The organism is Luteibacter aegosomatis (assembly GCF_023078455.1).
Taxonomy (GTDB): domain Bacteria; phylum Pseudomonadota; class Gammaproteobacteria; order Xanthomonadales; family Rhodanobacteraceae; genus Luteibacter; species Luteibacter aegosomatis.
Window position 1 is genome coordinate 2594208 of record NZ_CP095740.1, and the last position, 25837, is coordinate 2620044.

Genomic DNA, 25837 nt, shown 5'->3' on the forward strand with positions numbered 1-25837 from the left:
TCCGGCTTTCAATGAAGTTGCCGTTATTGCTTGATCCACGGGCAGCTGTTCGCGATCGCCGGCAGTGCCCCGGGGGCGCCGGCCTCCGACGCGTGCGATCGATCACCAACGCATGCGGAACCCCGCCGTGCCGTTGAACACGTGACTGTCTCCTCCCTTGCTCGCCTGTATCTCGCCGTAAACCGAATACCGGCCGCCGCCCCAATCCAGCGACGTGCCGACACCGAGCCCTCCCCACGTACGCTCGGTACGCGAGGAGACATCCACTTCGGCGACGTCGGCCCGCGCATTGTCGTCGATGTTGCGGTAGACGTTGGCGATGGCGTAGACGTGTGTCGCCATGCCCTGGTACGTGCGCCGGTAATCGATCGACACGCCACCCCGCGCCGTGAGAGCGTTGCCCTCCGGCTGCGACACGCGCGTGCCGAAGCTGTCGTTGAAGCCGTCGAAGCGCGCGTTTCCGTAGGACAACTGCGCCTGCGGCACCACCGACCAGCTTTCGTCCAGCCCCAGGCGCTGTCCGAGTTCCGCGCTCATCGCATAGCCATACCCCTTGTTGTCGCCCTTGAGCATCCGGGCCAGCGTGGTGGATCGTATGTCGCTGTCGAACCGCATCCAGCGCGCCTGTCCGTCGGCGTAGAAGCCCCCGTCGCCATACCAGGTGAGCGACGCGCCCACGCCATAATCGTCGATGTCGATCCTGCCCTGCCCATAGATCGAACGTACGCCGGCATGATTGCGTCCGTACCTCAACGTGGCGCCGCCCACCAGTTGACCGGCTTCGCCCTCGGTCAGCGTGGTATCGACGCCTGCTTCGGCTTTCCAGGTGGATACGTCGTAGTTCGCGCCGCTGGTGCTGGTGTCCGGTCGGATCGTGCGATCGCCGCCGCTCACCCGCATCCACAGGCCCTCGCCCGGCTGCATGTCGTTGCCCTTGTCCGGCCCTTGCCATTCGCGATCGCCCGTGCGCTGGGCCAGCGTATCGAGCGTGTTCAGCTGTTGCAGCATACCGGCATAGGCTTCATACAGAGGCACGCCGGGCTGGTAGAGCGGCGACGGGCCACTCGGCGGATCCTGGTCGCCTGACCCGGTGGTCAACGCCGACCGCAGGTACCAGTCGCCGTCGGCGCCGTCCGTGCCGTCCTTGTACAGCCGATAGGCATACGCACCGGCGACGACGGCCTGCTGGCCTTCGAAGACGTAGTCGCCCTTGAGCGAGAACGTGCCGTTGGATTGGCCCTTCACGTCGATGAGCTTGATGCCCTTCGTGGTCTGCGCACCCGCGCCACCGACGTTGTTCACGCGCACGTCGGTGGCGCCGGAGGTATTGCCCGCCACCACCAGCGTGTCGGTGACCGAATCGTCGCCGGCGAGCGCGGCGTCGAAGGACAACGTACCGCCCTGCCCGACGTAGTCGCCGTGCACGGTCAGCGTCGTGCCCGGTACCTGGCCAAAGCGCACCGTACCCGCGTTGGCCAGCGATCCCACGTGCTGGGAGAAACCGGCGAGGTCGAGCGTGGCGCCGTCGTTCACGCCGAAGGCCGACGATGCGTCGAAGGCATCGCCCAGGGCGGCGGCGAGCGTGCCTCCAGCCACCGTCGTCGCACCGCCGTACGTGGACGCACCGCCGAGCACGAGCGTGCCGCCGCCGGTCTTCGTGAGGCTGCCGGTTCCCGTGATGCCACGCGCGACATCCAGCGTGGTGCCCGTATCGGTATCGAAGCTGGCCGCGCCGCCCAAACCGACATCGCGCGAGGTCAGCACGTCGCCGGTGGTGTGCACGGTGGCGTCGTCGACATACAGGCCACCGCTCGGATCGCCGAGATTGCCGTCGCCGGATACCTGCAAGGTGCCCGCATGCACCGTCGTGCCACCCGTATACGTGTTGGGGCCGCTGAGCACGAGGGTGCCCAGGTCGTCTTTCACCAGCATGGCCGAACCCACGAGGGGCGCGTCGATCGTCGCCGTTACGGCCGCGCCCGCGGCGGTGCCGTCGCCCACGCGCACGGTAGCCGCGCTGGCGTTGAGCATGAGCGCATCGCCCGTGATGCGATAGCCGTCGGTCTGGAACTGCATCCCGCCCGCGGCGACCTGGCCGTTGCCGTTGTCCACGGTCACGGTACCGGGCGTTCCCGCGAACACCGCGAACGATGCGTCGGTGAAGGGCGCGTTGATCGCACCATCGGGTTCGGTCCAGTAGTCGTTGTCCGCGCGACGCCACGTTCCGTCGCCACCGGTGATCGAGCCATCGTTTGCATGGCCCGGGCCATCCCAGAAGCTCAGCGTCAGCCCCGTCGTGTTGACCAGGTTGACCTGATGGGCGATCGACGTCTGCACGAATGCATCGGTCGTGGGCGAACCCAGGGCGAGACCGCGGTCGATCAATGCCCCGTCGTAGCTGAAGACGCGATAGACGCCGGGTCCGAAGTTGCCTCCCGGCGTGGTGGTGGCGTCCAGCGTGCCGTCCAGCGTGAGGTCCCCGTGCACCACGGTGAGGTCGTTGAGCGAGCCGCCCACCGTGCCGGGCTGGCCGAATTGGTACGCCAGGCGCGCGCCCGCGACGAGGGTGAGATCGCCATCGATGGTAAGCGTGCCTGCCGAGCCATCGGCCGCTCCCGGACTGAGCGTGCCGCCGTCGGCGACGGACACGTCGCCACCCAGGCTGCCCGAGCCGCCCAGCGTGCCTCCGGCGAGCACCGACGTCATACCGGTGGCCGCCGACTGATGACCGTTCACCCTGAGACTGCCGCTGCTCACCGTCGTGGTGCCCGTATAGCTGTTGTCGGCGGTGAGCACGGTGGTGCCGGAGCCGCGCTGATCGATGCCGCCGCTGCCCGATACCGTGCCGTCGAAGGCGTGCACGTCGGAGCGATCGAAGGCCAGCGTCCCGTTGTCCGTGACGTCGCCCAGGATCGAACCGCCAGCGCTCCCTTCGCCGAGCTGCAAGGTACCGCCGACGATGGTCGTGTTGCCCGTGTAGGTATTCTCGCCGGCGAGAACGAGCGTGCCCAGGTCGCTTTTGGTCAGGCCCTCGACGCCGGTCAGCGTGGAAGCGATCGTCGCGGTCATGCCGATGCCCGCCGTCGTGCCGTCGCCCACGCGAACGACGGGGTTGTCGACCAGTGCGATATCGTCGCCTTGGATACGGTAACCGCCTGTCGCGAACTGCATGCCGCCGCTGGCGACCGCACCGAGGCTCGCATCCACGGTAACCGTGCCTGCCGTGCCCGCGAAGATGGAGAACGACCGGTCGTCGTAGGGCGCGTTGACGCTGCCGTCGGGTACGGTCCAGTTTTCGTTGGTGGCGTCGTTCTGCCATACGCCGTCGCCGCCCTGCACCTGGCCGTCATTGTGCGCATGGGGGCCGTCCCAGAAATTCACGTCCAGGCCCGCGGTGTTCAGGAGATTCACCTGGTGCGCCACCGAGGTCTGCAGGAAATAGTCGGGTGACGGCACCGATCCGATGGCCAGGCCATGGTCGGTCAGCGCTCCGGCGTAACCGATGATGCGATAGATGCCGGGATCGAAGCTGCCGCCGGACGACACCTGGACATCGAGCGTACCGTCCAGCGTGAGATCGCCGCCGACTTGCACGAGGTCGTTGAATGGGCCGCCGATGACGTTCGCCTGGCCCATGGTGACGTCGAGGCCGGATGCGTCGCTGAACGCGAGGCTTCCCTTTACCGTCAGCGTACCCGGCGCGTTACCCACGCCGCCCGGCGAAAGCGAGCCACCGTCGGCCACGGTCACGTCGCCGCCGATGAGGCCCTTGCCGCCCAGCGTGCCACCGGCGTCGACCGAGGTGATTCCCGTCGCCGCGGTCTGGTCGCCGTCGATGAACAGGCTACCCGCGCGCACGGCGGTGAGGCCCTGGTAGCTGTTGGTTCCCGTCAGCACCGTGGTGCCGTTACCCTGCTGCTCGATGGCGCCGCCGCCGGTGACGGTGCCACCGATCGTCAGGTCGTCGGAGCGGTCGAAGACGAGCGTACCGTCGTTCACGACGTCGCCGACGAGCGAACCCGCCGTACCGCCATTGCCCAATTGCAGCGTGCCCGCGTTGATGGTGGTGCCGCCGGCATAGTCGGCGTCGGCGGAAAGGACCAGCGTACCGCCGCCATGCTTGGTCAGCCCGCCGGCACCGCCGACGCCACCGCCGAGCGAGAGGTCGCCTTGCGTATCGAACGTACCGCCGCCCGCGCCCAGCGTGACGTCGCGTGTCGACGTGACCGCCGCGGTGTTCAGCAGCGTACCGCCGTCGAGCGCCAGCGCACCGGCGGCATCGCCGAGGTTGGCATCGTCGGAGATCGTCACGGTGCCGCCGTCGATGCGTGTCCCGCCCGTGTACGTGTTGACCGCGCCGAGCGTCAGCGTAGCCGCGCCGGTCTTGGTCAGCGCACCGGCACCCGCGATGGCGTGGGTCAGGCCCAGGTCGGCCTGCGTATCGAATGTGACACCGCCCTGGCCGACCGTGACGTCCCGCGCGCTGACGAACGCCCCGGTATTGCGTAGCGTTCCGCCGTCGAAACCGAGGGGTCCCGCGGTGGATCCCAGGTTGCCGTCGCTCGATACCTGCAGCACGCCGTCGTTGACCTGGGTGCCGCCTATATAGGTGTTGGTGCCGTCGAGCACCAGGGTTCCCAGGTCGTCCTTCACCAGCTTGCCCGCGCCGGTCAGCGCGGCGTCGATGGTCGCGGTCATGCCCGCGCCCGCGGCCGTACCGTCGCCCACGCGTATCAAGGCGTCGCCCGCCACGAGCGTGATCCCGTCACCCGCCACGCGGTACCCGTCCACGGCGAACTGCATGCCCGAACTGGTCACGGCGCCAAGCGTATCGTCCACGGTCACGGTACCCGCCGTGCCCATGAAGATGCCGAACTGGCCGCTGCCGTAGGGTGCGTTGAAACGACCGGTCGGATCGGTCCAGTTGCCGTTGCCGGTATCGTTCTGCCATGCGCCGCTGCCGCCATCGACGGTGCCGTTGGCGTGGCCTGTCGGGCCGTCCCAGAAGTTCAGCGTGATACCGCTGCTGTCGAGCAGGTTGACCTGGTGCGCGACCGAGGTCTGCACCTGATAAGTGCCCTGCGGCACCGTGCCGAGGGCAAGGCCATGATCGTTGAGCGTGCCGTCGTAACTGACGATGCGATACAGGCCGGCGCCGAAACTGCCGCCCGGCGTGGCCGCGACGTTGAGCGTGCCGTCCAGGTCGAGGCTGCCATGCACCACCGTGAGATCGTTGAGCGAGCCGCCGACCACGTCGGGCTGACCGAGCTGGTAGTTCATCGTGGCGCCGTCGGCCAGCGACAGGTTGCCGTCGATGGTGAGCGTTCCTGCCGCGGCGGACGCGCCGCCCGGGCTCAGTGCGCCACCCTGCTGCACCGTCACGTTGCCGCCGAGCGTGCCGCTACCGCCAAGCGTGGCACCGCTTCGGACCGTCGCATCGCCGGTAGCGGCGGACTGGTTTCCGTTGACCAGCAGCGTGCCGCTCTCGACCGTCGTCGCCCCGCCGTAGGTATTCGCCCGCGCCAACACCGTGGTCCCGCCGCCGCGTTGGGTGACGCCGCCGGAGCCGGACACCACGCCGTTGAACGTACGGACGTCCGATCGATCGAAGGCGAGCGTACCGTTGTCCGCCACGTCGCCGAGGATGCTGCCGGTCGTGCCGCCGTTACCCAGCTGCAGCGTACCGGCGGAGATCGTCGTGCCACCGCCGTACGTATTGTCGGCGGTGAGTACCGTCGTGCCGCTTCCCGCCTGGCGTATGCCGCCGGAGCCCGTGACGAGGCTGCCTAGCGTGAGCTGGTCGGAACGGTCGAACGCGAGCGTGGCGCCCGATTCCACGAACGCGGTGGCGCTGGCGATCGATCCCGCCGTGCCGCCGTTGCCCAGTTGCAACGTACCGCCGTTGACGTTGGTGACGCCGGTATAGGTATTGGTGCCGGTCAACGCCCAGGTACCCGTACCGTTCTTCACGACCGTCGTGGCTCCTCCCGAGCCGTCGATGATCGTGCCGCCCATGGTGTTGAGATCGGCATTGGTACCGCCCAGGCCGAGGGTGCGGTTACCCGTGCCGGTATAGGCCGCCGACCCCGTGTTGGCGAACACGATGGCGCCCGTACCGGAGGACTCGATGACACTGCTCCCGGTCGCGAGCGTGAACAGGCGATCGGTAGTGTCGCCCGCGCCCGTGTAGCGCAAGGTGGCGCCCGTGCCGATGACCAGGTTGGCCGCCGCGCTGGAAGAAGCTCCGATGCTGCTTCCCTCGCCGCCGTCGGTGAGATGATCCACGCCCAGCACGCCACCGGCGATACGCGTCACCCCGGCATAGGTGCTGTCGGCGTTGCGCAGGATCCACGTGCCCGTACCCGTCTTGGTCAACGACGTCTTTCCCGTGCCGTTGTCGGTGATCTGCGCGGCGAGGCTGTTGTCGGCCGTGCTGGTGCCGGTGAGCGTCACGGTCTGCGCCGTGTTCTGCGAGGAAAAGTCGACCGCCCCGGTGTTGGTGAACCGCACCGCGCCCGTGCCGGACGCGTCGAGCGCGCTGGTGGCAGATGCGCCGAGGGTGAACAGCCGGTCGGTACCGCTACCCGTGCCCACGTACTGCAAGGTGCCCCCGTCGAGCACGAGGTTGGACGCACCGGCACCGGACGCGCCGATGGAACTGGCGTTGCCGCCGTTGTCCAGGCAATTGACCGAGAGCGTGCCTGCGCTGACCGTGGTGGAACCGGCATAGTCGCTACCGCATCCGCTGAGCAGCTGACGATAGTTTCCGCCCTTCACCACCGCGCCGCTGCCGCGAATGGTGCCCGCGAACTCGGGAACGCCGTTACCCGACCCGGTGAGGCTCATGGTCGCGCCACCCAGCAGTACGCTGCCTCCGGTGGTGCCGCCCCCGGAAAGCGAACGGACGGTGGTGTCGAATCCGTTCAGGTCGAGCGTCGCGCCGGCCGTGTTGTCGATGGACATGGTGCCCGTGCCGAACGCCTGGCTGCTGCCCGCCTTCGCCACGCCCTGCTGAATACGCGTACCGCCGGCATAGGTATTGGCGCCGGTCAGAAGCAAGGTGCCCTCGCCTCCTTTCGCCAACTGGCCCGCCCCCTGAACGGTGCCGCTGATGGTGAGCGTGGCCGATGCATCGTTCACGGCCACTCCGCCGTTGCCGGTGAGCTGCATGGAACGGTCGATGCCGACGTTCGATCCCGTGTAGTTGAGCCATCCGCCGTTGAGCGTGAGGTTCGTGGCCGCGCTGCCGGATGCGCCGATGCCGCTGGCCTGGCCACCATTGGCGAGGCAGTCGGTGGTGATGCTGCCCGAGACGATCGACGTGGGTCCGGTGTAGGTATTGCCGCAGCCGCTGAACGTTTGCGACGAGCCGGCCAGCGCCGATACGCCGCCCGCACCGCTGATGACACCGGTAAAGGTTCCGGCGCCCCTCAGTTTCAGCAATCCGGTGGTCGCGCCAAGCGCGACGCTGCCTGCGCCGTTGAGGCCGGTCACCCATACCTGGTGCCCGTCCAGGTCGGCAGTGGCCCCGCCGGCGACGGTCAACGCACCGGCACCCGCGCCATTCGCCGCGCCGCCGAAGGCGAGGTCCGTACCCGCGCGCAACGTGCCTGCCGTGACGTTGTTGCCGCCCGTGTAGGCGTTGCTGCCGTTCAGCACCAGGGTGCCGGCGCCGTCCTTGACCAGGCTTCCGCCGCCGACGACGGTGCCGCTCATCGTCAGCGTCGTCGCGGCCTGCGCCACGTCGACATGACCCGGGCCGCCGCTCAACGTGAAGCCGCGATCCGACGACGTCGTGCCGCCCGTGTACTGCAAGGACGCGCCACCCGCCACCGTGAGGTTCGCCGCATCGCTGGCCGATGCGCCGAGACTGCTTTGCTGGCCACCGTCGGCGATCGTGGCCACCGACAAGACGCCACCGCCGACGACGACCGGGCCGACGAAGTCGTTCGTCGCGTTGGTCAACGAGAGCGTGCCGCCGCCCACCTTGGTGAAACCGGCATCGTCCGGGCTGGTGACCAGGCCGCCGAAGGTGAGGTTCGCCGTGCCGTCCACCTGGATGGTGCGTGACGGGCCGCCGTTCACCAGCGTGAGGCCGCGGTCGGTCGACGCGGTGGCACCGACGTAGCGCAACGTGCCGTTCTCGAACAGCAGGTTCGACGCATCGGCCGACGACGCGCCCAATGCGCTGGCCGACCCGCCGTTCGCGACGGTGTTGAAGATCAGCGTGGCACCGCTCACGGTCGTCGTGCCCGTATAGGTATTGGCACCCGTCAGGTTGACGGCACCGGTGCCCGAGCCGCCGACGGTGAAGTCGGTGGGCATGCCGTTATCGGTGATCGTCGAAGCGACGGTGAACGTGCCCGTGGCGTTCTGCTGCACGCCCAGGGCACCGCCGCCCGGACTGCCGCTGAGCGACCCTCCCTGGATCTTCTGCCCGCTGCCTCCGGCACTGGACGTCACCAGGATGGTGCCGTCCACGTCCAGCACATTGCCGGCACCGACGTTCACCGTCGAGTTGGCCAGCGCGGTGTACTTGAGCCCGCCCAGCACGACATTGCCGTTCACGGTGTTGGCGAAGGGCGTGTTCGCGTTGCCGCCCGCATCGCTGACGATGTCGCCGTTGAGCCACTGGCCGGCATCGTCCTTGTTCTGGTAGCCGGTGAATGCGGTGATCACGCCTCCGCTTACCTGCGCGTAGTCCGTGCCGTTGACCGTGGCCCAGCCACCCAGGGCACCGTCGGCATGGGTGGTGGCGATCGTCGCACCGGTGCCGGAGGTGAAGTCGATCAGGCCGCCGCTGCGGGCGATCCCGCCCAACGACAACGACAGCGTGCCGCCGCTGCCGGCCGTGGCGTTGATGCGGTTATTTCCCGCCGTGACGGTCAAGCCACCGAAGTCCTGGGCGCTCGCCGACGCACCCTTGACCGAGAGCGTGCCACCGCTCATGACGAGCGCGGACGCGTTGCCCAGGATGTTGGACGCGGGAGCGCCGGCGGCGCCGAAATCCAGCGTCAAGGTGCCGCCACCGACGGTGGTGGCACCCGTGTACGTGTTCGCGCCCGTGAGCGTCTGCGTGCCCAGGCCGAGCTTGGTGAGGCCACCGCTGCCGCCGATGCTGCCGGCGTACGACGCGCTCCCCGAAGCGGATTTCAGCGTCAGCGTGCCGCTGCCGAGGTCGACCGCGCCACCGGTGCCGGCGAGCGAAGGTGCCGTCATCGAGAAATCGTTGAGATCGAGCGTACCGCCGTTCACCACGAAGCCCTTGGTCGCACCCAGGGCGCTGGCGTTACCGGCGGTCAGCGTGCCGCCGGTGACCGTGGTGGTGCCCGCGTAGGTATTCGCGCCGTCCAGCCTCCAACTGCCGGTACCGCTCATGGCGAGGTTGCCGGTGCCGGAAAGCACACCCGAATAGACGTTCGCGTTACCGCCGCCGAAGGTGATCGCATCGATGCCGCCGGCGACGTAGCTCGCATCGCCGGTGAGCGTCAGCGCGCCGCTACCATCGTTCGAGATGAGGTTGTTCGCGCCGTCGAACTTGAAGGTACGATCGGCGCTGCCTCCCGTGCCCGTATAGCTGAGCCTGCCGTTGACCAGCGTGACCAGTCCGAGTACGCCGGTGCCGTTGCCGGCACCGAACGAGCTGTTCGTCCCGGTATCGGCCAGCACAGGCGCCTTCACCGTAATGGCGTTGATGCTCGTCGGCCCGGTATACGCGTTGTCCCCGCCCAACGTGATCGTCTGGCCCGCGCTGCCTACATAGGAGAATGCGCGATCGGACTCCGAACCGAGGACGCCGGACAGGACGATGTCAGCGGAAAAGGCGCTGAATGTCATGGTGCCGAGCCACTGGTTCACGCCTGCGATGTTGCCGGTGAGGACAAGCGGACCGGTCCCCCGGTTGACCAGTGCGGTGCCACCGCTGGAGGTGTTCTGGAACTGCCAGTCACGATTCGACTGGCTGCCGGCACCGCTGTAGTTGAGCGTTCCGCCGAGGCCGCCGCCGGCCTGGACGACGATCACGCCATCGGTCGCGTTGACCGGCGCGCCGAGCGCACTGGGAAGACCGAGATCGGCCACGGAGGTGAACCCGTAGGTACCACCGCCGATGAACCCGGTGATGCCCGTGTAATCGCTCGCCGCGTTGCTCATGGTCACGCCGCTGGCCGCGGCGATGCCACCGGTGCCGGAAAAGCGTGCCGCACCCAGCGCCCCACGAAGATTGGCCCTGCTGTTGGTGGCCCCGGACAAGGTGACGACACGAGTACCGGCCAGCGCGGCGTTGGCGGTGAGACCGGCCCCCGCGGCCAACGTCACGCCGTTGCCCGCGGCGCCCAGGCCGTTGTCGGACGAGACGACGAGCGTGCCGCCGAACACGTTGACGCCTCCGGTGAAGGTGTTGGCGCCTCCCAGGGTGAGCGTGCCGGCACCGTCCTTGGTCAGGCCGCCGTTGCCTGCGACGACCGAGTTGATCGTGCCCGTACCCGTGAGGGTCGGCGCGGTGCCCGCCAATGTCAGCGTCCCATCCTTGATCGTGTAGTTCGCCGTGGCGAACGTGATGTTGTGTACGGTCACGGGACTGCCGAGGCTGACGATTCCCGCCGTGCTGCCCGCGAATATCGCGTTGTCCAGCGCCGCGTTGTTCCAGACGATGAAGGGCCCCGCGATGCCGTCGCTCGCAGAATTCCATATCGCCTGCGTGGTGTTCCACGTGCCCGTGCCGCCGCTGTCGGACGCGCCGGTATTCGGATCCCAGTAGCGCTCCGCCGCATGCGCCAGCGGTGCGTGCCAAGCCGCGATGGCGAAGAGGATGCCGGCCGCCAGCCCGATGCCTCGGCGGCTGCCGCGTGCGACGCGTCCATCGCCGCTCGTGCCGCTCCTGCGCCCCCTTCCCTTGCGATGCCTGCCGGCGAGTTCGGAAGCCACCACCCAGGCATTCAGTTCCCTGGACCAGACGACGCGGAACACACGATTCATCACCACCCCCTTTCCATATGAAGGGGGCGAGCACGCTCCACCGCCACGCGCAGTTCATGCACGCGGAGCGGAATCAGACGTAAAGACGTCCCCCTGGTAGCGGAGGATCATACGCAGGCGTGATACACATATGAAACACATCACGCATCCATGAACATGTCGATTTCGGGATGCGCATCACGTTTTAGGACTTCACTCGCTTGGTCGTCGCACGTCGTCCGACGACACGGGAAGCTGCGCATCGAGAAATGCGTAGATGTCCGCCCATTGCGACGCTTCCGCACCGAGGGACGACTGGATCCCATGGCCCCCGTTCGCGTCGGTACGAATCCAGACAGGCTTTCCGCTCTCGTTCTGCGCCCGTATCTTCGCCACGAACTTACCCGTCTGCCAAGGCGACACGCGGCTGTCGTTGAGACCGACGAGAAACATCATTGCCGGATACGTGCCATGTGGCCGGATCTGCTGATAGGGATCCATCGCGAGGATGGCGGGAAAATCCTCCGCCTTGCGCGGGTCGCCCATCTCGCCGATCTGGTTCGCGCCGTTGGGGGCGTGCATCAGTCGCACGGGATTGAGTATGGGCACGAGAAAGATGGCCGCGCCGAACGCATCCGGGTACGCCGTGACGGCACCGCCGACGAGCAAGCCACCGGCACTGCCTGATATCAGCGCCGTGCGTTGCGGGCGGCTGTAGCCGAGGTCGCTCAGGCGGCCGACCGCCGCCACGAAATCCTCCACGCCCTTGTGCTTGTTCGCCCCCTTGCCCGCGAGATGCCAGGCCTCGCCTTTCTCGCCTCCGCCCCGCACGTGGGCGTACGCGAAGACGTTACCCTTCTTGACCCACTCCATGCGCACCGGCTTGAACGACGGTTGCAGCGTGAGTCCGTAGCTTCCGTAGCCGAACACGATGGCGCGATGGCTTCCGTCGAGCTTCGCGTCTTTCCGGTGCAGGATGGTAAGCGGAATACGCGTACCGTCCTTGCTGACCATGTCCGTTTCGGTCACGTCGATCATGCCGTAGTCGGCGGGGCTGGCCTCGTCCTGCCCCAGGCTTTTCATGGTGCGGGTGCAGGGTTCGTAACGCCACGATTTCGGCGGCGCGGTCCAGCCGCGCAGTTCGAGCAGGAAGCCGTCCTCGGCATCGTTGGCGCGCAGCAGCGAGGCCGTGCCGGCCAGCGGCATCCTCACGGCATCCATCCTGCCGGTGGCGTAGTCGATGCGGCGAACGCCGTCGATGCCGTTGACGGACACCTTGAGATAGAGCGCATCACGCGCCGGGGCCAGGGTCTGCGCGTCGCTGAGGGTGAGGCCCACGATGATCTCGTCGTCCCTCAGCCGGGTCACGGGCTTCGCGTCGCGTAGTCCGGCATCCTTCTTCGAGAGGTCGAGGGAAAGCACCTCGCCGTTCGAGTGCTCGCGCGTCGAGATCAGGTAAAGCGTGTCGCCGTGCAGCGCCGCGCCCACCACCTTGTCGTCCGGCGTGGCGATGCATCGCCATGCGGCGGAGGGCTTGGTCGCCTCCTCACGCGGCGTCACGCAAAACGCCGATTCGTTCTGCGCTCCCGACGCCGTGCCGAGCGCCCAGCGCGAGCCGGCGGGGAACTCCACCGTGGGAAAGCGATTGCTCGGCACCGGAAACGACGCGCTGGCCCCTGGCCCCGTGCCCGCGCGAAGCAGCACGGGATCGTTCGACGTGGGCGTACCCAACCGGTGCACGCGCAACCGCATGTCCTGCAGCGGGTCGCCGCCGGTGCGTTCGTTCGGCGGCGCCATCTGCGTATACGTGAATCCCGTGCCGTCGGGCAGCCAGTGCACGTCGAACTCACCCCACACCGGTTCCACGGCGTCGACCTCGGAGGCCTTGCCGGAGGCGACATCCAGCACGTCCACCCGCGTGATTTCGTTGCCGCCGCGGTCGACGTTGACCGCCACCTTGCGGCCGTCCGGCGATGGCGAATAGTTGGTGATGGACGGCGACCCGCCCTGGCCTTGCAACGTGGCGGGGTCGAGCAATGCGCGCTCGCGGCCGTCCGCGTCACGCACCATCAAGGTACCGCTGCCCTTCCCGGTCTGCAGGATGAAGAACATCCTCCCACCGGCGACGCGCTGCATGCGATGGATCACCGCGCTCGTGCCGCTGGCTTTCAGCGCCCGCAACCACGCGTCGAGCGTGGGCAGGGCATCCAGCTTCGTCCGCGTATCGTCGCCCTGGGCCGCCAGCCAGGCCTGGAATTCGGCGTTGTGTTCTCCCTCCATCCATCGGTAGGGATCGTGAAGCGTCTTGCCGAAAACGTTCTCCACCACGTCGTCGCGACGGGCGACGGGTGGCGTGCCCGAATCGGCGGCGAGAACGGGGGCGGCCGTGACGACGGCGGCAAGCAGGGCGAGAACGATCGGGCGCATGCTGGACTCCTGGCGAAGCGATGGGCGCGAGCGACCACGCGTTATGCTGTCAGCCTACGCAGCGCTCAAGGACGTCGATGAAGATCGCCATCGCAGGATACGGAACCGCGGGACAGGCTACAGCCATCCTGCTGGATGCGCAGGGGCATGAAGTCACGGTTTTCGAAAAGAGCCCGGTGCTCGGCCCGGTCGGCACGGGATTCCTGTTGCAGCCCACGGGCCTGGGCGTGCTGGCACGGATGGGCCTGGCGGATCGCGCGCTATCGCTGGGCCAGCGTATCGACGAACTCCATGGCACGACGCCGCGCGGACGCGCCGTGATGGCGATGCGCTACGGCGACCGGCGGCCCGGCTGTTTCGGCCTGGGCATGACGCGCGGTGCCTTGTTCGAACTCTTGCGTTCGGCATATCCGGGAGCGACGGCGGTGCATACCGGCGTGCGCATCGTCTCCCACGACGAACGCGCGGGTACGCTGCGCGACGATGCCGGTCACGAACATGGCCCGTTCGACCTCGTGATCGCCGCCGATGGGGCGAACTCCAGCCTGCGGGCGCAGGTGCCCGATGAGGTACGCCGCGACACGGTCTATCCATGGGGTGCCGTCTGGTGCCTCCTGCGTGCCGACGCGTGGACGGCCCACGACCGACTGTTGCAGCGCTACGCGGGAACGCGACGGATGATCGGCATGCTGCCGGTGGGACGTCGGCCCGGTCACGACGGCCGGTGGGCGACGTTTTTCTTCAGCCTGCCCGGCGACGAGGTGGATCGCTTCGCCGATGATGCATTGGCCGACCTCAAAGCCTCGGTGGCGTCGATATGGCCCGAGCTGATGCCGCACGTGGAAGATGTCGGCGAAGCGACGCAACTGCACAAGGCACGCTATCGCGACGTGGTGCTCAAGCGTCCGCACCGTGGACGTCTGGTCGTGATCGGCGACGCCGCGCACGCGATGAGCCCGCAGCTCGGCCAGGGCGTGAACATGGCGCTGCTCGACGCCATGGCGCTGGCCGAGGCCTTGCGCGAACACGATGGGGTGGACGCCGCACTGCACGCCTATCGCCGCGAGCGCCAGGCCCATGTGCGCACCTATCAACGACTCAGCCGATGGCTGACGCCGCTCTTCCAGTCGGACCGTGCCTGGCTCGGCCACGGCCGCGACGCCCTCTTCGGCCCACTCGGCCGCTTGCCGGGTTCGCGCGGCAACGCGCTGAGCATCCTTACCGGAGAGGCCCGGCTGCCTCGTCGCCAGTCACGTAGCGATATCGCGTTACCCGACGCCCTCGACGAGGTGCAGTAGCGGAAACGGCCTGCCCTCGCCGTCGGTTTCCGAGCGGCCGGCCACGGTGAATCCTTTGGCGCGGTAGAAGTCGAGCGCTTGCGGGTTCTGTTCGTTCACGTCCACCGTGAGCGCGCCCTTGCGCGAGCGGGCATGCTCGAGCAGGCGCGATCCGCCGCCTTTTCCGGCATGCGGGGGATCGATGAAGAGCGCCTCCAGCTTCGTGCCGTCCAGGCCCATGAAGCCGATGGGCTGGCCGTCGGCCTCCAGTACCCATACCTCGAGGAAAACCAGGGCACCGTCCCTCACGGCGGGAATGAGCGCCTCGATATCCGCCTCGCTCAGGAAGGTATGCGTAGCGCGCACCGAGCGCAGCCACAGGGCGAGGAGTCGCTCGCCATCCTCCGGCGTGGACTGCCGGATCGTGATGTTGTCCATGGGTGAATCCCTTTCGTTCGACATGTAAGCGTATACGAACGCGGTGCCTCCGCACAGGTGTGATGCACGCCTCATTACCGGCACCACAGGCGAGAACGGCTTCCTTCGGCATGAAGCTGTCACAGATACTCCGGACACTCCCACCGCAGGGCAAAAAACCACGACGTCGCCGCGCACCCCCATGGTGAGGGGCATCGCCGCGTCCACCACAAGGGTGAGTCATGACCTCGGAAGATCGCCGTAATTTCCTGAAACTGTCACTTGGCGCGATGGCGGCCGGCGCGATGCCGGCGTCGATCCAGAAAGCGCTGGCGGCACCCGCGCTGCGCCGCACCGGCACGATCATGGACATCGAACACGTGGTGATCCTCATGCAGGAGAACCGCTCGTTCGACCACTACTTCGGGAGCATGCGCGGCGTGCGCGGCTTCGGCGATCCGCGCCCCTTCACCCTGGCCAGCGGCAAGTCGGTGTGGCACCAGCCGCGTACGCCCGGCAGCGACGACGTGCTGCTGCCGTTCCGACCCGAGGCCGACGACCTCGGCCTGCAGTTCATCGAAGACCTGCCGCACGGCTGGAACGACACGCATGCGGCCTGGAACGCCGGCCGTTACGACGCCTGGGTGCCGAGCAAGGGCACCACGACCATGGCCTACCTCACTCGCGAAGACATCCCGTTCCACTACGCGCTGGCCGATGCATTCACCCTCTGCGACGCCTACCACTGCTCGCTGCTCACCTCGACCGACCCCAACCGCTACTACATGTGGACGGGCTACGTGGGCAACGACGGCACGGGCGGCGGCCCGGTGATCGACAACGCCGAGAAGGGCTATGGCTGGACGACCTATCCCGAGCGCCTGGAAGCCGGCGGCGTCTCGTGGAAGATCTACCAGGACATCGGCGAAGGCCTCGATGCCGCCGGCTCCTGGGGCTGGACGCACAACCCGTACATCGGCAATTACGGCGACAACTCGCTGCTCTACTTCAACCCGTACCGCAACGCCCAGCCCGGCAGCGCGCTCTACGAGAAGGCACGCACCGGCACGAACGCCCTGTCGGGCCAGTCGCTGTTCGAGATCCTGCGGGCCGACGTGATGGCCGACAAGCTGCCGCAGGTGTCGTGGATCGCGGCTCCCGAGGCGTACACCGAGCACCCGAGCTGGCCGGCGAACTACGGCGCCTGGTACGTCGATCAGGTACTCGACGCGCTCACCGCCAATCCCGAGGTGTGGGGCAAGACGGCGCTCTTCATCACCTATGACGAGAACGACGGCTTCTTCGACCACGTCGTGCCGCCGTATCCGCCCGCATCGCGTGACCAGGGCCTGTCGACGGTAAGCATCGACGGCGAGATCTACGCCGGCGGCCACGGCTTCACCACCGGCGCCTACGGCCTCGGTGTGCGCGTGCCGATGATGGTGGTCTCGCCGTGGAGCAAGGGCGGCTGGGTCTGTTCGGAAACCTACGACCACACCTCGATCATCCGTTTCCTCGAACGCCGTTTCGGCGTGCGCGAGCCGAACATCTCGGCGTGGCGCCGCGCGATCTGCGGCGACCTCACCAACGCCTTCGACTTCTCCCAACGCGACGCCGATGCCCCGCGCCTGCCCGCCACGACGGGCTACCGACCGGACCAGGGCAACCATGCGACCTTCCATCCGGTCGCGCCGTCGACGGGTCAGCGATTGCCCGAGCAGGAACCCGGTCGCCGCCGCGCCCGCGCGTTGCCCTACGCCGTCGACGTCACCGGCCGCCTCGACCTCGACGAAGGCCGCTACTGGATCGACTTCGACAACACGGGCTCGGCCGGTGCGTTCTTCCACGTCTCCTCCGCCGCGCGTTCGGACGGTCCGTGGGCGTATACGGTCGAGGCGGGGAAGCGGCTTTCCGACTATTGGACGAGCGCGTACAGCGGTAACGCCTACGACCTCACCGTGCACGGTCCGAACGGATTCCTGCGCCAGTTCGCCGGCACGCAGCCGTCGGGCGCCGGCGATCGGGATCGCATGGCGCTGCCCGAGGTGAGCATCGCGCATTCGGGTCTTCCGGGACTGCTTCGCGTGGTGCTGGAAAACCACGGCAGCCGTCCGTGCTTCGTCACCGTGAAGTCGAACGACTACGGCCGGCAACCGCCACGCCGCCACCTCCTGCTTCCGGGCGCGAGAATGGAAAGCCTCTGGGACATTCTCGGCAGCGACCACTGGTATGACCTCAGCGTCACCTGCGACACCGATCCGCGCTTCCTGCGCCGGTTGGCGGGGCATCGGGAGACCGGCAGGGCGTCGTTGAGCGATCCGGCGTTGTCGCGCTGATCCGATAGATGCCATTCACGCAATGAAGCTCTTTACTCGAAAAGGGAATCGATGTGCTCCATCCACTTCTTGCGGCGCTCAACAGTGGACGACTTAGTTTCTTTCGCCATCGCATCCAGCAATGCTTTTCTTGCATTCTCTCGAATATAGGGATGTAGATACTTAATGGTTACAATTGTATTATTTTCTTTTCGCGTTCGCGCATCGACAAGGCCAGCCGCCCCCATGCTTACTAAGTAGCCTCTGAAGTAATCGGCCCATGAAGCCAAGCCTTCCGGTCGCAAAGACGCCAGATCCAGATCTTTTCCCCTCTCCTCTGCTCTAGATGCAGCAAAGCAGAGCATCATACCGGCGGGCGACGAGTCTTCAAGGAAGTTTTGTACGAAGGTAGTGTTAAAAGTCCCTTCTTCTTCACGCTCGACACCGTTCTGCGATAGATTGTCTGCCTGTGTCGCCATCGCCTTGAGTGAATCATCGAGCGCGTTAAAACGATCCGGAATCTGCCCGAGTAAGTCTCGGATAGACTCGTGCTGATCTTTAATCCTAGTGAGGTTATCGGAAATTTCTCCGGAAACCACTCTCAATCGCTCCTGCTCATCTTCCATACTCTTCGCCTGAGCCTCCCCTGAGGAAACCAGCGCCCTCATTATTTCTTTCGAATGTTGGATCTCTCGCGAAATAGCGCCTAGGCTACCTAAGCTCTGCGCCAGACCCGAATTAGCTACGAAGGAATAGATTATCGCAACTAGGCCGAGCATTAACGACGTAATGGTCGCGACATTGGTAAGATAGGTTGTGAAATCTGGCACCCCCATCCAGTAGAGGACGCTCAGGTTGATAATGACCAACACTGCGAGAATGCCGCAATAAATAAAGTGAAGCCTGAGTCGCTCATACGCTACAAATTCGGTGCTCATGACTCCCCCTTAAAGACGTTTCTTGTTTGATTCCAACTCTACCTCATCAACGGCGGGGTGCTCCACTCATCAACTGAGTAAGTGTCAGCACCTATCGCAGGCGAAGCACATGCCTCCCGCTGCCGAAAACGACTTCGGTTTTCCCCGGAAGCCCGACGGACGCTTGTGCCCCCACCGGCACCACCACGTCGATGGTCACCTCGCGTCCGTCCCTGCGCCAGGCCACCGACGCCTCGCCATAAGGCGTCATCACCGCCGCCGAGGCATGGTCCAGCCATGCCGTCAGCGCGGGTTTCACCCCGATGCGTTTCCAGCCGGGCGCCAGCGGCCGCAGTCCCGCCACGTCCTCGAACAGCCAATCGTCGACGGTGCCGAGGAAATAATGCCCGCGCGAGCGCGACGCGAGTTTCCAGTGTTCCCAGAGACTCGTGGCTCCGTTCGCGCGCCAGAAGCCCCAGCTCGGAAAGCTGACCTGCGTGGCGATGGCCCACGCCTCGTCCGCATGCCCCGTAGCCGTGAGTACGGGAAGGATCAGCTTGGTGGCGAGCGCACCGGTGTCCAGGTGATCGCCCCGGGACTTCGCATCGGCCGCGACGCCGGCGGCCACGCGATCACGAAGTGCGTGCGGAACGAGTCCGAAACCGAGCGCCAGGAGCTGGTGGGCCTGCCGGTATCCCCGGTCGTTCTCGCCGCGGTAATGGTCGCCGTCGAGGAAACGCCGGTTGAACGCGTCCCGCACCTTCGCCGCCATGCCGTCGAAACGCGCGGCGGCCACGGCATCACCCTTGAGGCGATACATGTCGGCCACGGTGCGTTCCATGCGATACAGGTAGGCCGTCGCGGCGACACGCTTGTCCTCCGGCGCGTTCTCGCCGGCCGGATCGGTCTCGGGACTCACCCAATCGCCCAGTTCGGTATCGGCGATACCGCCGGGCGAACGCGCGTCTTCCATGGCGACGTAACCGGCGATGCCATCGAGGTGTTCGTCGATCGGCCCACGGTCGCCGGCATACGTCCACAACGACCACGGCACGAGCACGTAGGCGGCGTGCCAGGTGGGCGCGCGCACGTCGCCCCAACCGGGGTTCGGCGCGATCAGCAGCGGCGCGCCCTGCGCGTTGCGCGCATCGGCGATGTCCCGCACCCACTTGGCGAGCAGGCGGCTCGCGTCGAAGTTACGCAGGAACATGTCGGCACCGAGCATGCCGTCGCCCGTCCAGCCGTTCTTCTCGTACATCGGCGTGTCGGTGGGGATGCCGTACAGGTTGTTGAGCATGGTGTCGACCGCGGCACGATGGATCCAGTTCAGCAGGTCGTTGCTGCTGTCGAACCGTCCCGTGACCGCGACATCGCTATGCACGACCTGCGCTTTTACCGCGTCGAGGGACGGCCTGCCCGGCCAGCCTTCGACCTGCACGTAACGAAATCCCTTGTAGGAAAAACGCGGATGCCAACGCGTGCGTCCCCCGGCCAGCGTCAGGCGATCGGTCTGGAAGCCCTGCTTGAAATAGTGATGTTCGTCGCGCGCATCGACCGTACCGTCGGACATGAGCTTTTCGCCATAGCGGGCGACGACCGTGCTACCTGCCGGCCCGCTGGCGTCGAACGCCGCCCATCCGGCGATGACGCGCGGAAAGGCGAACACGAACACGCCCGGCTTCGGTTCGCTGACCGAGGTCGCGTCCAGCGTGGACACGATGCGGATCGGCGGTTCGATCTGCGCCGCCAGGCGTCCCGCCGGTGCGGGCAGTTCGGCCGCGGGCTTCCATGCGCGGGGCGTCGCGCGACGGGCATCGTAGTGCTCGCCGCCGTACAGGTCGTCGAGCACGGTGGGACCGTCGGCCAGCTGCCAATCGTGACCCGTCGCGACGTCCTCGACGCGGCCGTCCGCATGGACGATGCGCAGCAAGGCACGGAAGCGCGGCTGACCATGCCAGGGGGCTCGCTCCCAATGCCAAACGTTCGGGTTGGTGAGGCCGAAGAAGCCGCGACCGAGCTCGACGCCCAGCGTATGCGACCCCGGTGTGAGCGACAGTTCGGTCGCCACGACCTCCACGCGCTTGCCGTAGTCGGTGAAGCCCGGTGAGAGCACCGCGTCGCCGACCGCCCGACCGTCGAGCGTGACGTCGGCATACCCGCCGGCGGCCACGTAGAGCATGGCGCGCACGACCTGGCCCTCGGTATGGAAGGTCTTCCTCAACAACGGGGCCGCGAGATCGTTCGCGTCGGCCTTGCCGATCCAACGTGCGACCGCCCATTGCGAGTCATCCAGAGCGGTATCGAAATGCGATGCGGTGGAGGCGTCACCCTCTGAGGTATGCACGTCCACGCGCCAGTCGTAGTGTTCGCCGGCACGAAGCGCCGGTCCCGCATAGGCCACGTCGAACGACCGGTCGGAACGCACCTCACCGCTATCCCAGACCGTATTTCCGCCCTGCCCGACCACGAGCCGATAACCGGTCTGCACCGTGCCGTTGCGTGACGCCCGCACGATCCACGAAAAACGCGGCCGCGCCACGTCCACGTAGGTTGGGGCATCCATTCGCTCGACGCGCGGTTGCACCAGCGTCGCGGCACCGGCCGGCAAGGCGAAGAAAAGACACGGAAGGACGAGGACGCGCGCGCCCCTACCCATGTGCCGCGTCGCCGAGGTAGCGGGTCAGCTCGGCCGAGGTCATGTCCCTCGCGAGGGCGGCGGCCTGCCCCGCCCACATGTTGCTGAAGTCCGGTTCGTTCACTTTCTCCGTCACTGCGCGCAGCGGTACCAGAGCGGCCGCCGCGGTCGGAAACGCCGGCGCCACGTCGGACAGGGGCCCGACCTCGCGCATCAGGCGGTTGAGGATGCCGCGCGCCGGGCGGCCGGTGAAGACGTTGGTCACCGCCGTGCCGTCGTCGGTCGCCGCATGGAGGGCTTCACGATGGAACGCCGTGATCCTGGCCTCGGGAGTGAAAAGATATGCCGTGCCCACCTGGACGGCCGATGCGCCGAGCGCGAACGCGGCTCGCACGCCGCGCGGATCGGCGATGCCGCCGGCGGCGATCACCGGAACCGCCACCGCGTCGACCACCTGCGGCACGAGCGCCATCGTGCCCACCTGGGTCGCCATGTCGTCGCCGAGGAAATTGCCGCGATGGCCGCCCGCCTCGTAACCCATGGCGATGACGGCATCGACATCGCGCGCGGCCAGCCATCGCGCTTCGGCCACCGTCGTGGCGGACGCGATCACCTTCGCCCCCGTGCGCTTCACGCGATCGAGCAACGCCCCCTGCGGCAAACCGAAGTGGAAGCTCACCACCTCGGGCCGATAGGCCTCGACGAGCGCACAGTACGCCTCGTCGAACGGCGCCCGTCCCCCGGCCGGCAACGGCGCGGCGGGATCGAGTCCGCGCTCGACGTAATAAGGCGCGAGCGTCGCGCGCCAGGCCATCTGCGCGGCGGGATCGGGCGGCGGCGCGGTGTGCGCGAAGAAGTTGAGGTTGATCGGCTTCGTCGTGGCGATGCGAATCGTCTCCAGCGCCGCCGTCATCTGCTCTACCGACAACGCCGCGCCGGGCAACGAGCCGAGGCCGCCGGCCTCGCTCGCCGCGATCACCATGTCCGGCGTGGTCGCCCCGGCCATGGGCGCTTGCACGATGGGCCGCTCGATGCCGAACAGCTCCAGGATGCGGTTGTTTTGGGCCATCGCGTTCACCCCGTGTGGTTGACCCGAAAGCTTACTTTGACTCGGCATCGAGCTGTTGCTGCCGGTATTCCGGCGTGGTGACGCCACCCACGCCCCAGTTCTCCAGTTCCACCTCCTCGATCACCACGAAGGTGGCGCTCAACGGCTTTCCCATGACGTCGAGAAGCAGCTCGCTCACGCCCTTGATGAGGGCCTTTTTCTGTTCCGGGGTGGTGGCGCTCGCGCCCGGCGCGGTGCCTTCGCGGGTCACCTTGATGTTCACGTACGGCATGTCCGTTCTCCTCCTGTGGGAGCGGGTCGCTCCCCGTCGATACACAGTCTAGGCACGTCCGGGCATGCGGAGAATTCGCTAATATCGAGCAATGACTGAGCAGAAACGCACAGATCCCGACTGGCAGGACCTCCGCGTCTTCCTGGCGCTGGGACGGCACGGCAGCCTTTCCGCCGCCGCCCGCGCCCTGGCGGTAAACCACGCCACCGTAGCCCGGCGCATCCAGTCGCTGGAGGCGAGTCTCGGCGAGAAGCTGGTCGAACGGCGTCCCGACGGCTACGTGCTCACGCCCGCCGGAGTCCGTACGTTGTCCGCCGCCGGCGACATGGAAACCGCCGTGCAGACCCTCGGGCGTGGCGACGGCGACGACGCGCCGCGCGGCACCGTCCGCGTCAACGCACCCCCGGGGCTGTCGCAGGGATTCCTCATCGAACGACTGGCCGAGTTGCCACTGCGCCATCCAGGGCTCGACATCGACCTCGCCACGGACCTGCGCTCGGTCAGCCTGGAACGTCACGAAACGGATATCGCCATACGCGTGGATCGTCCGCTGGACGGCGACTTCGTCGCCCGCCCGCTGGGCCGCATGGCCTATGGTTTCTACGGCACGCCTTCGCTGTGCGAACGCATGGCGAACGGCGCGCCGCCGGTGTTCATCGGTTTCAACGAAGCGAACGCCTATCTTCCCGAGGCGGCGTGGCTGTCGCGGGAATACCCGCAGGCACGCATCGCCTTCCGCGCGAACAACCAGTTCGCCCAGGCGACGGCCGCGCGCTCGGGCGTGGGGCTCGCGTTGTTGCCGCATTACATCGGGCGGCAGGTAACGGAACTGCGTTCGTGCGAGATGCCCGCGGTGCCGCCCGCTCGGGACATATGGGTGTTGACGCGCCGGCAGGACCGGAAGGATCTACCGATACGCGTGGTCGTGGAGCATGTGACGAAGGCCTTTGCCGACGAGAAGGGATCGTTCGAAGCGTGACGCGTGCACGAAACGCCGTTTTCCCGTCGCGTTCCCCGCCCGGACGACGAAGCGTACAATCCTTGAGTCATTCAGCCGGCGGGGGGCATCCGAATGGATCGCAAGCACTACTGGTTCGGCCGCAAACGCGTCGGCATCGGGTTCGGTCCCATCGCCTGGCAAGGCTGGGTGTTGATCCTCGCTTACATCGTCGCCATGCGCTCGATCGCCTGGTTCACGCCGCATCCCGAACACGCCGTGCTGATGATCGCGGCATCCGCCGTCGCGCTCGGCCTCGCCCTTTGGAAATTTCATCCCCGTGCGTAATCGCCTTCTCCTGCTCGCCGCCTCGCTGTTTTCCTTTCCCGCCTTCGCCATGCCCGAGGCCACGCTGAACCTTCGCGACGGCGGAAAACCGGTGCTCTCCATCCGGCCCGACGGCATCGCGCCCATCGAGGTCACGCTCGGCCTGCGCCTGGCCGACGAAGACCTCACCCAGGGTTTCGCCTTGGCCGGCTCGTCGAAGCGACAGTGGGACGAGCATTACCGCATGCCCACCGGCAAGCGGCTCGAGCGCGAGGCGCACTTTCGCGAAACGCGCTACGCCTTGCGTAAGCCGTCGGGAGAACGGCTCGACGTGGTCGTGCGCAGCACGGCCGACGGCGTCGCCTTCCGATACGAGATACCAGGGCGCTCGTCGGCGACGGTGACCGGGGAAGCCACCGGCTTCACCCTCCCTGGCGATGCACCGGCGTGGTTGCTGCCCTACAGTCCCGAATACGAAAAGGAGCGCATGCAGGCCACCGCGGCCAGCGCGCCGGCCGGCGATTACGGCTATCCGTCGTTGTTTCGCCTCGGCGACACCTATGTCCTGCTGACCGAGGCCAACAACGACGGACGTTACGACGGCAGCCGGCTCGGGCACGCCGCGAATTCGGGCACCTACGCGCTCATGCTGGCCGATCCGAGCGTGCAGGCCACCGACGTCACGCCGTGGCGCGTCGCGATCATGGGCGACCTGGCCAGGGTGACCGAATCCACGCTGGTCGACGATCTCGCCGATCCCTCGCGCTTGACCGACACCGCCTGGATCAAGCCGGGCAAGGTCTCATGGTCGTGGCTGAGCGAACACCAAAGCCCCTCGGACTTCGAACGTCAGAAGGCCTACGTCGATTTCGCCGCCCGCCACCACCTGCCCTATACGCTGGTCGACGAAGGCTGGAGCGATGCCTGGGTACCGGAACTCGTGCGATACGCCAACGCGAAGCACGTGGACATCCTGCTGTGGTTCAACTGGGCGAAGCTCGACACGGCCGCCAAGCGAACGGCCGAGCTGCGCAAGGTGAAGGCCTGGGGCGTGAAGGGCGTGAAGATCGATTTCATGGAATCGGACTCGCAGGACCGCTACCGTTGGTACGACGCCACGTTGGCCGACACGGCCGCCCTGCACCTCATGGTGGATTTCCACGGCGCCACCATTCCGCACGGCCTGGCGCGCACGTGGCCGCACCTTGTCACGATGGAAGGCGTTCGCGGTGCGGAGAACGACCCGCCCGTCGTGGGCAACACCATCCAGCCCTTTACGCGCAACGTCGTGGGATCGATGGATTACACGCCGGTGGCTTTCGACGCGGGACGCAAGCAAGCCTCGATCGCGCACGAAGTGGCCCTGCCCATCGTCTTCGAATCGGGCCTGACGCACCTGGCCGATCGCCCCGAAGCCTATGAAAAGCGCCCCGTGGCCATGGCCTTCCTCGAGCAGGTACCCACCGTGTGGGACGAAACGAAACTGCTCTCCGGCACGCCCGGCCGGGATGCCGTGTTCGCACGTCGCAGCGGCGATCGCTGGTTCGTCGGTGCCATCGAGGCGGGCGGTGCGCGCAAGCTCACCGCCGACCTGTCGAAGCTCGGCGGCGGTCCATGGCATGCCGACATCGTGCGCGACGGCGATGGCCGCGGCGACGTGGTCCGGACGTCCCGCGAGGTCGCGAAGGGCGGCTCGCTCGCGTTCGACGTACCGCTCAATGGCGGTTTCGCGGCGATACTCTGCGCCATGCCGGAGAGCGCCAAGAACGGGACGTGCTATCGCTGAACCGGCGACCGATGCCCGTCGGCGATGCGCCCCGTGTCGACTTCGATCATCTTCTGCCCGGCAAGGATGGCCAGCCGGTCGCCCAGTGGCCTGGCGCGCGATTCGTGGACGCTCAGGGCAAGCAGGTTGGGAGCCGACCATTCCGCCAGCGGCTCGAACACCTCGCTGGCCTTGAGCACCTGGTCGCGCATGCCGGGCTCGTGCCCGCCGATGCGCACCCTGAAGGTCACCTGGCCGGAGCGGCGCGCGATGCGACGAACGATGTGACAGGCATTGGTCTCCACTTCATCGCCGAGCGCGAGGTCGTCGATGAGGAACGGTATGCAGCACAGCGTGAAGCGCCCACGCGCCGTCCTGCGCCACCAGAGCTGTTCCCATCGACTGCGTCCGCCATGGACGCCGGCGAGCATGTGGAAAACGCTGGTCGCCCTGTCCCGCCAGACGGGGTGCTTGTGGGCGACGACGAGTCCGCGCTCCTGATGTTTCATAATGCTCCTCCATGA

Annotated in this window: 13 protein-coding genes; 5 read left to right on the plus strand and 8 right to left on the minus strand. The window is 67.0% G+C overall.

Annotated features, from left to right (window positions below; translation table 11 throughout):
• Positions 1-102 precede the first annotated feature (102 nt).
• Positions 103-10977: an autotransporter-associated beta strand repeat-containing protein gene (locus L2Y94_RS11490; protein WP_247366572.1), complete on the minus strand. Its 10875-nt coding sequence runs from the start codon at positions 10975-10977 to the stop codon at positions 103-105.
• A 192-nt stretch (positions 10978-11169) separates the two neighbouring features.
• Positions 11170-13383: a prolyl oligopeptidase family serine peptidase gene (locus tag L2Y94_RS11495; RefSeq protein ID WP_247366573.1), complete on the minus strand. Its 2214-nt coding sequence runs from the start codon at positions 13381-13383 to the stop codon at positions 11170-11172.
• Between the two features lie 77 nt (positions 13384-13460).
• Here L2Y94_RS11495 and L2Y94_RS11500 point away from each other — a divergent pair, with 77 nt between their 5' ends.
• A complete protein-coding gene (locus L2Y94_RS11500) occupies positions 13461-14681 on the plus strand; it encodes an FAD-dependent oxidoreductase (RefSeq protein ID WP_247366574.1) in 1221 nt (406 codons plus the stop codon).
• Here L2Y94_RS11500 and L2Y94_RS11505 read toward each other — a convergent pair.
• Positions 14652-15098 carry an acetyltransferase gene (locus tag L2Y94_RS11505; protein WP_247366575.1) on the minus strand — a complete coding sequence of 149 codons (447 nt, stop codon included), beginning with the start codon at positions 15096-15098 and terminating at the stop codon, positions 14652-14654. The genes L2Y94_RS11500 and L2Y94_RS11505 overlap by 30 nt on opposite strands.
• Before the next feature lie 221 nt (positions 15099-15319).
• Here L2Y94_RS11505 and L2Y94_RS11510 point away from each other — a divergent pair, with 221 nt between their 5' ends.
• Positions 15320-17413: a phosphocholine-specific phospholipase C gene (locus tag L2Y94_RS11510; RefSeq protein ID WP_247366576.1), complete on the plus strand. Its 2094-nt coding sequence runs from the start codon at positions 15320-15322 to the stop codon at positions 17411-17413.
• Between the two features lie 32 nt (positions 17414-17445).
• Here L2Y94_RS11510 and L2Y94_RS11515 read toward each other — a convergent pair whose 3' ends face one another.
• The 4 genes from L2Y94_RS11515 to L2Y94_RS11530 form a co-directional block, all read right to left on the minus strand.
• A complete protein-coding gene (locus L2Y94_RS11515; protein ID WP_247366577.1) occupies positions 17446-18330 on the minus strand; it encodes a hypothetical protein in 885 nt (294 codons plus the stop codon).
• A 91-nt stretch (positions 18331-18421) separates the two neighbouring features.
• Positions 18422-20872, minus strand: coding sequence for an alpha-L-rhamnosidase (locus tag L2Y94_RS11520; protein ID WP_247366578.1), 2451 nt, complete (start codon positions 20870-20872; stop codon positions 18422-18424).
• An 85-nt stretch (positions 20873-20957) separates the two neighbouring features.
• Entirely contained in the window at positions 20958-22013 is a 1056-nt protein-coding gene (locus L2Y94_RS11525) for an NAD(P)H-dependent flavin oxidoreductase (protein WP_247366579.1), read from the minus strand.
• Between the two features lie 31 nt (positions 22014-22044).
• The gene (locus L2Y94_RS11530) at positions 22045-22284 is read right to left on the minus strand and encodes a tautomerase family protein (protein ID WP_247366580.1); all 240 of its coding nucleotides are present in this window, start codon (positions 22282-22284) and stop codon (positions 22045-22047) included.
• A gap of 91 nt (positions 22285-22375) precedes the next feature.
• Between L2Y94_RS11530 and L2Y94_RS11535 the strand changes: the two genes are divergently transcribed.
• The 3 genes from L2Y94_RS11535 (at position 22376) to L2Y94_RS11545 (ending at position 25334) form a co-directional block, all read left to right on the plus strand.
• Positions 22376-23263 carry a LysR family transcriptional regulator gene (locus tag L2Y94_RS11535; protein WP_247366581.1) on the plus strand — a complete coding sequence of 296 codons (888 nt, stop codon included), beginning with the start codon at positions 22376-22378 and terminating at the stop codon, positions 23261-23263.
• Between the two features lie 93 nt (positions 23264-23356).
• A complete protein-coding gene (locus tag L2Y94_RS11540) occupies positions 23357-23569 on the plus strand; it encodes a hypothetical protein (protein WP_247366582.1) in 213 nt (70 codons plus the stop codon).
• Positions 23562-25334, plus strand: coding sequence for a glycoside hydrolase family 97 protein (locus L2Y94_RS11545; protein ID WP_247366583.1), 1773 nt, complete (start codon positions 23562-23564; stop codon positions 25332-25334). The genes L2Y94_RS11540 and L2Y94_RS11545 overlap by 8 nt, the downstream gene beginning before the upstream one ends.
• Here the strand turns inward: L2Y94_RS11545 and L2Y94_RS11550 are convergent.
• Positions 25325-25822: a DUF4265 domain-containing protein gene (locus tag L2Y94_RS11550; protein WP_247366584.1), complete on the minus strand. Its 498-nt coding sequence runs from the start codon at positions 25820-25822 to the stop codon at positions 25325-25327. The two genes, L2Y94_RS11545 and L2Y94_RS11550, sit on opposite strands and share 10 nt — an antisense overlap.
• Positions 25823-25837: the final 15 nt, after the last annotated feature.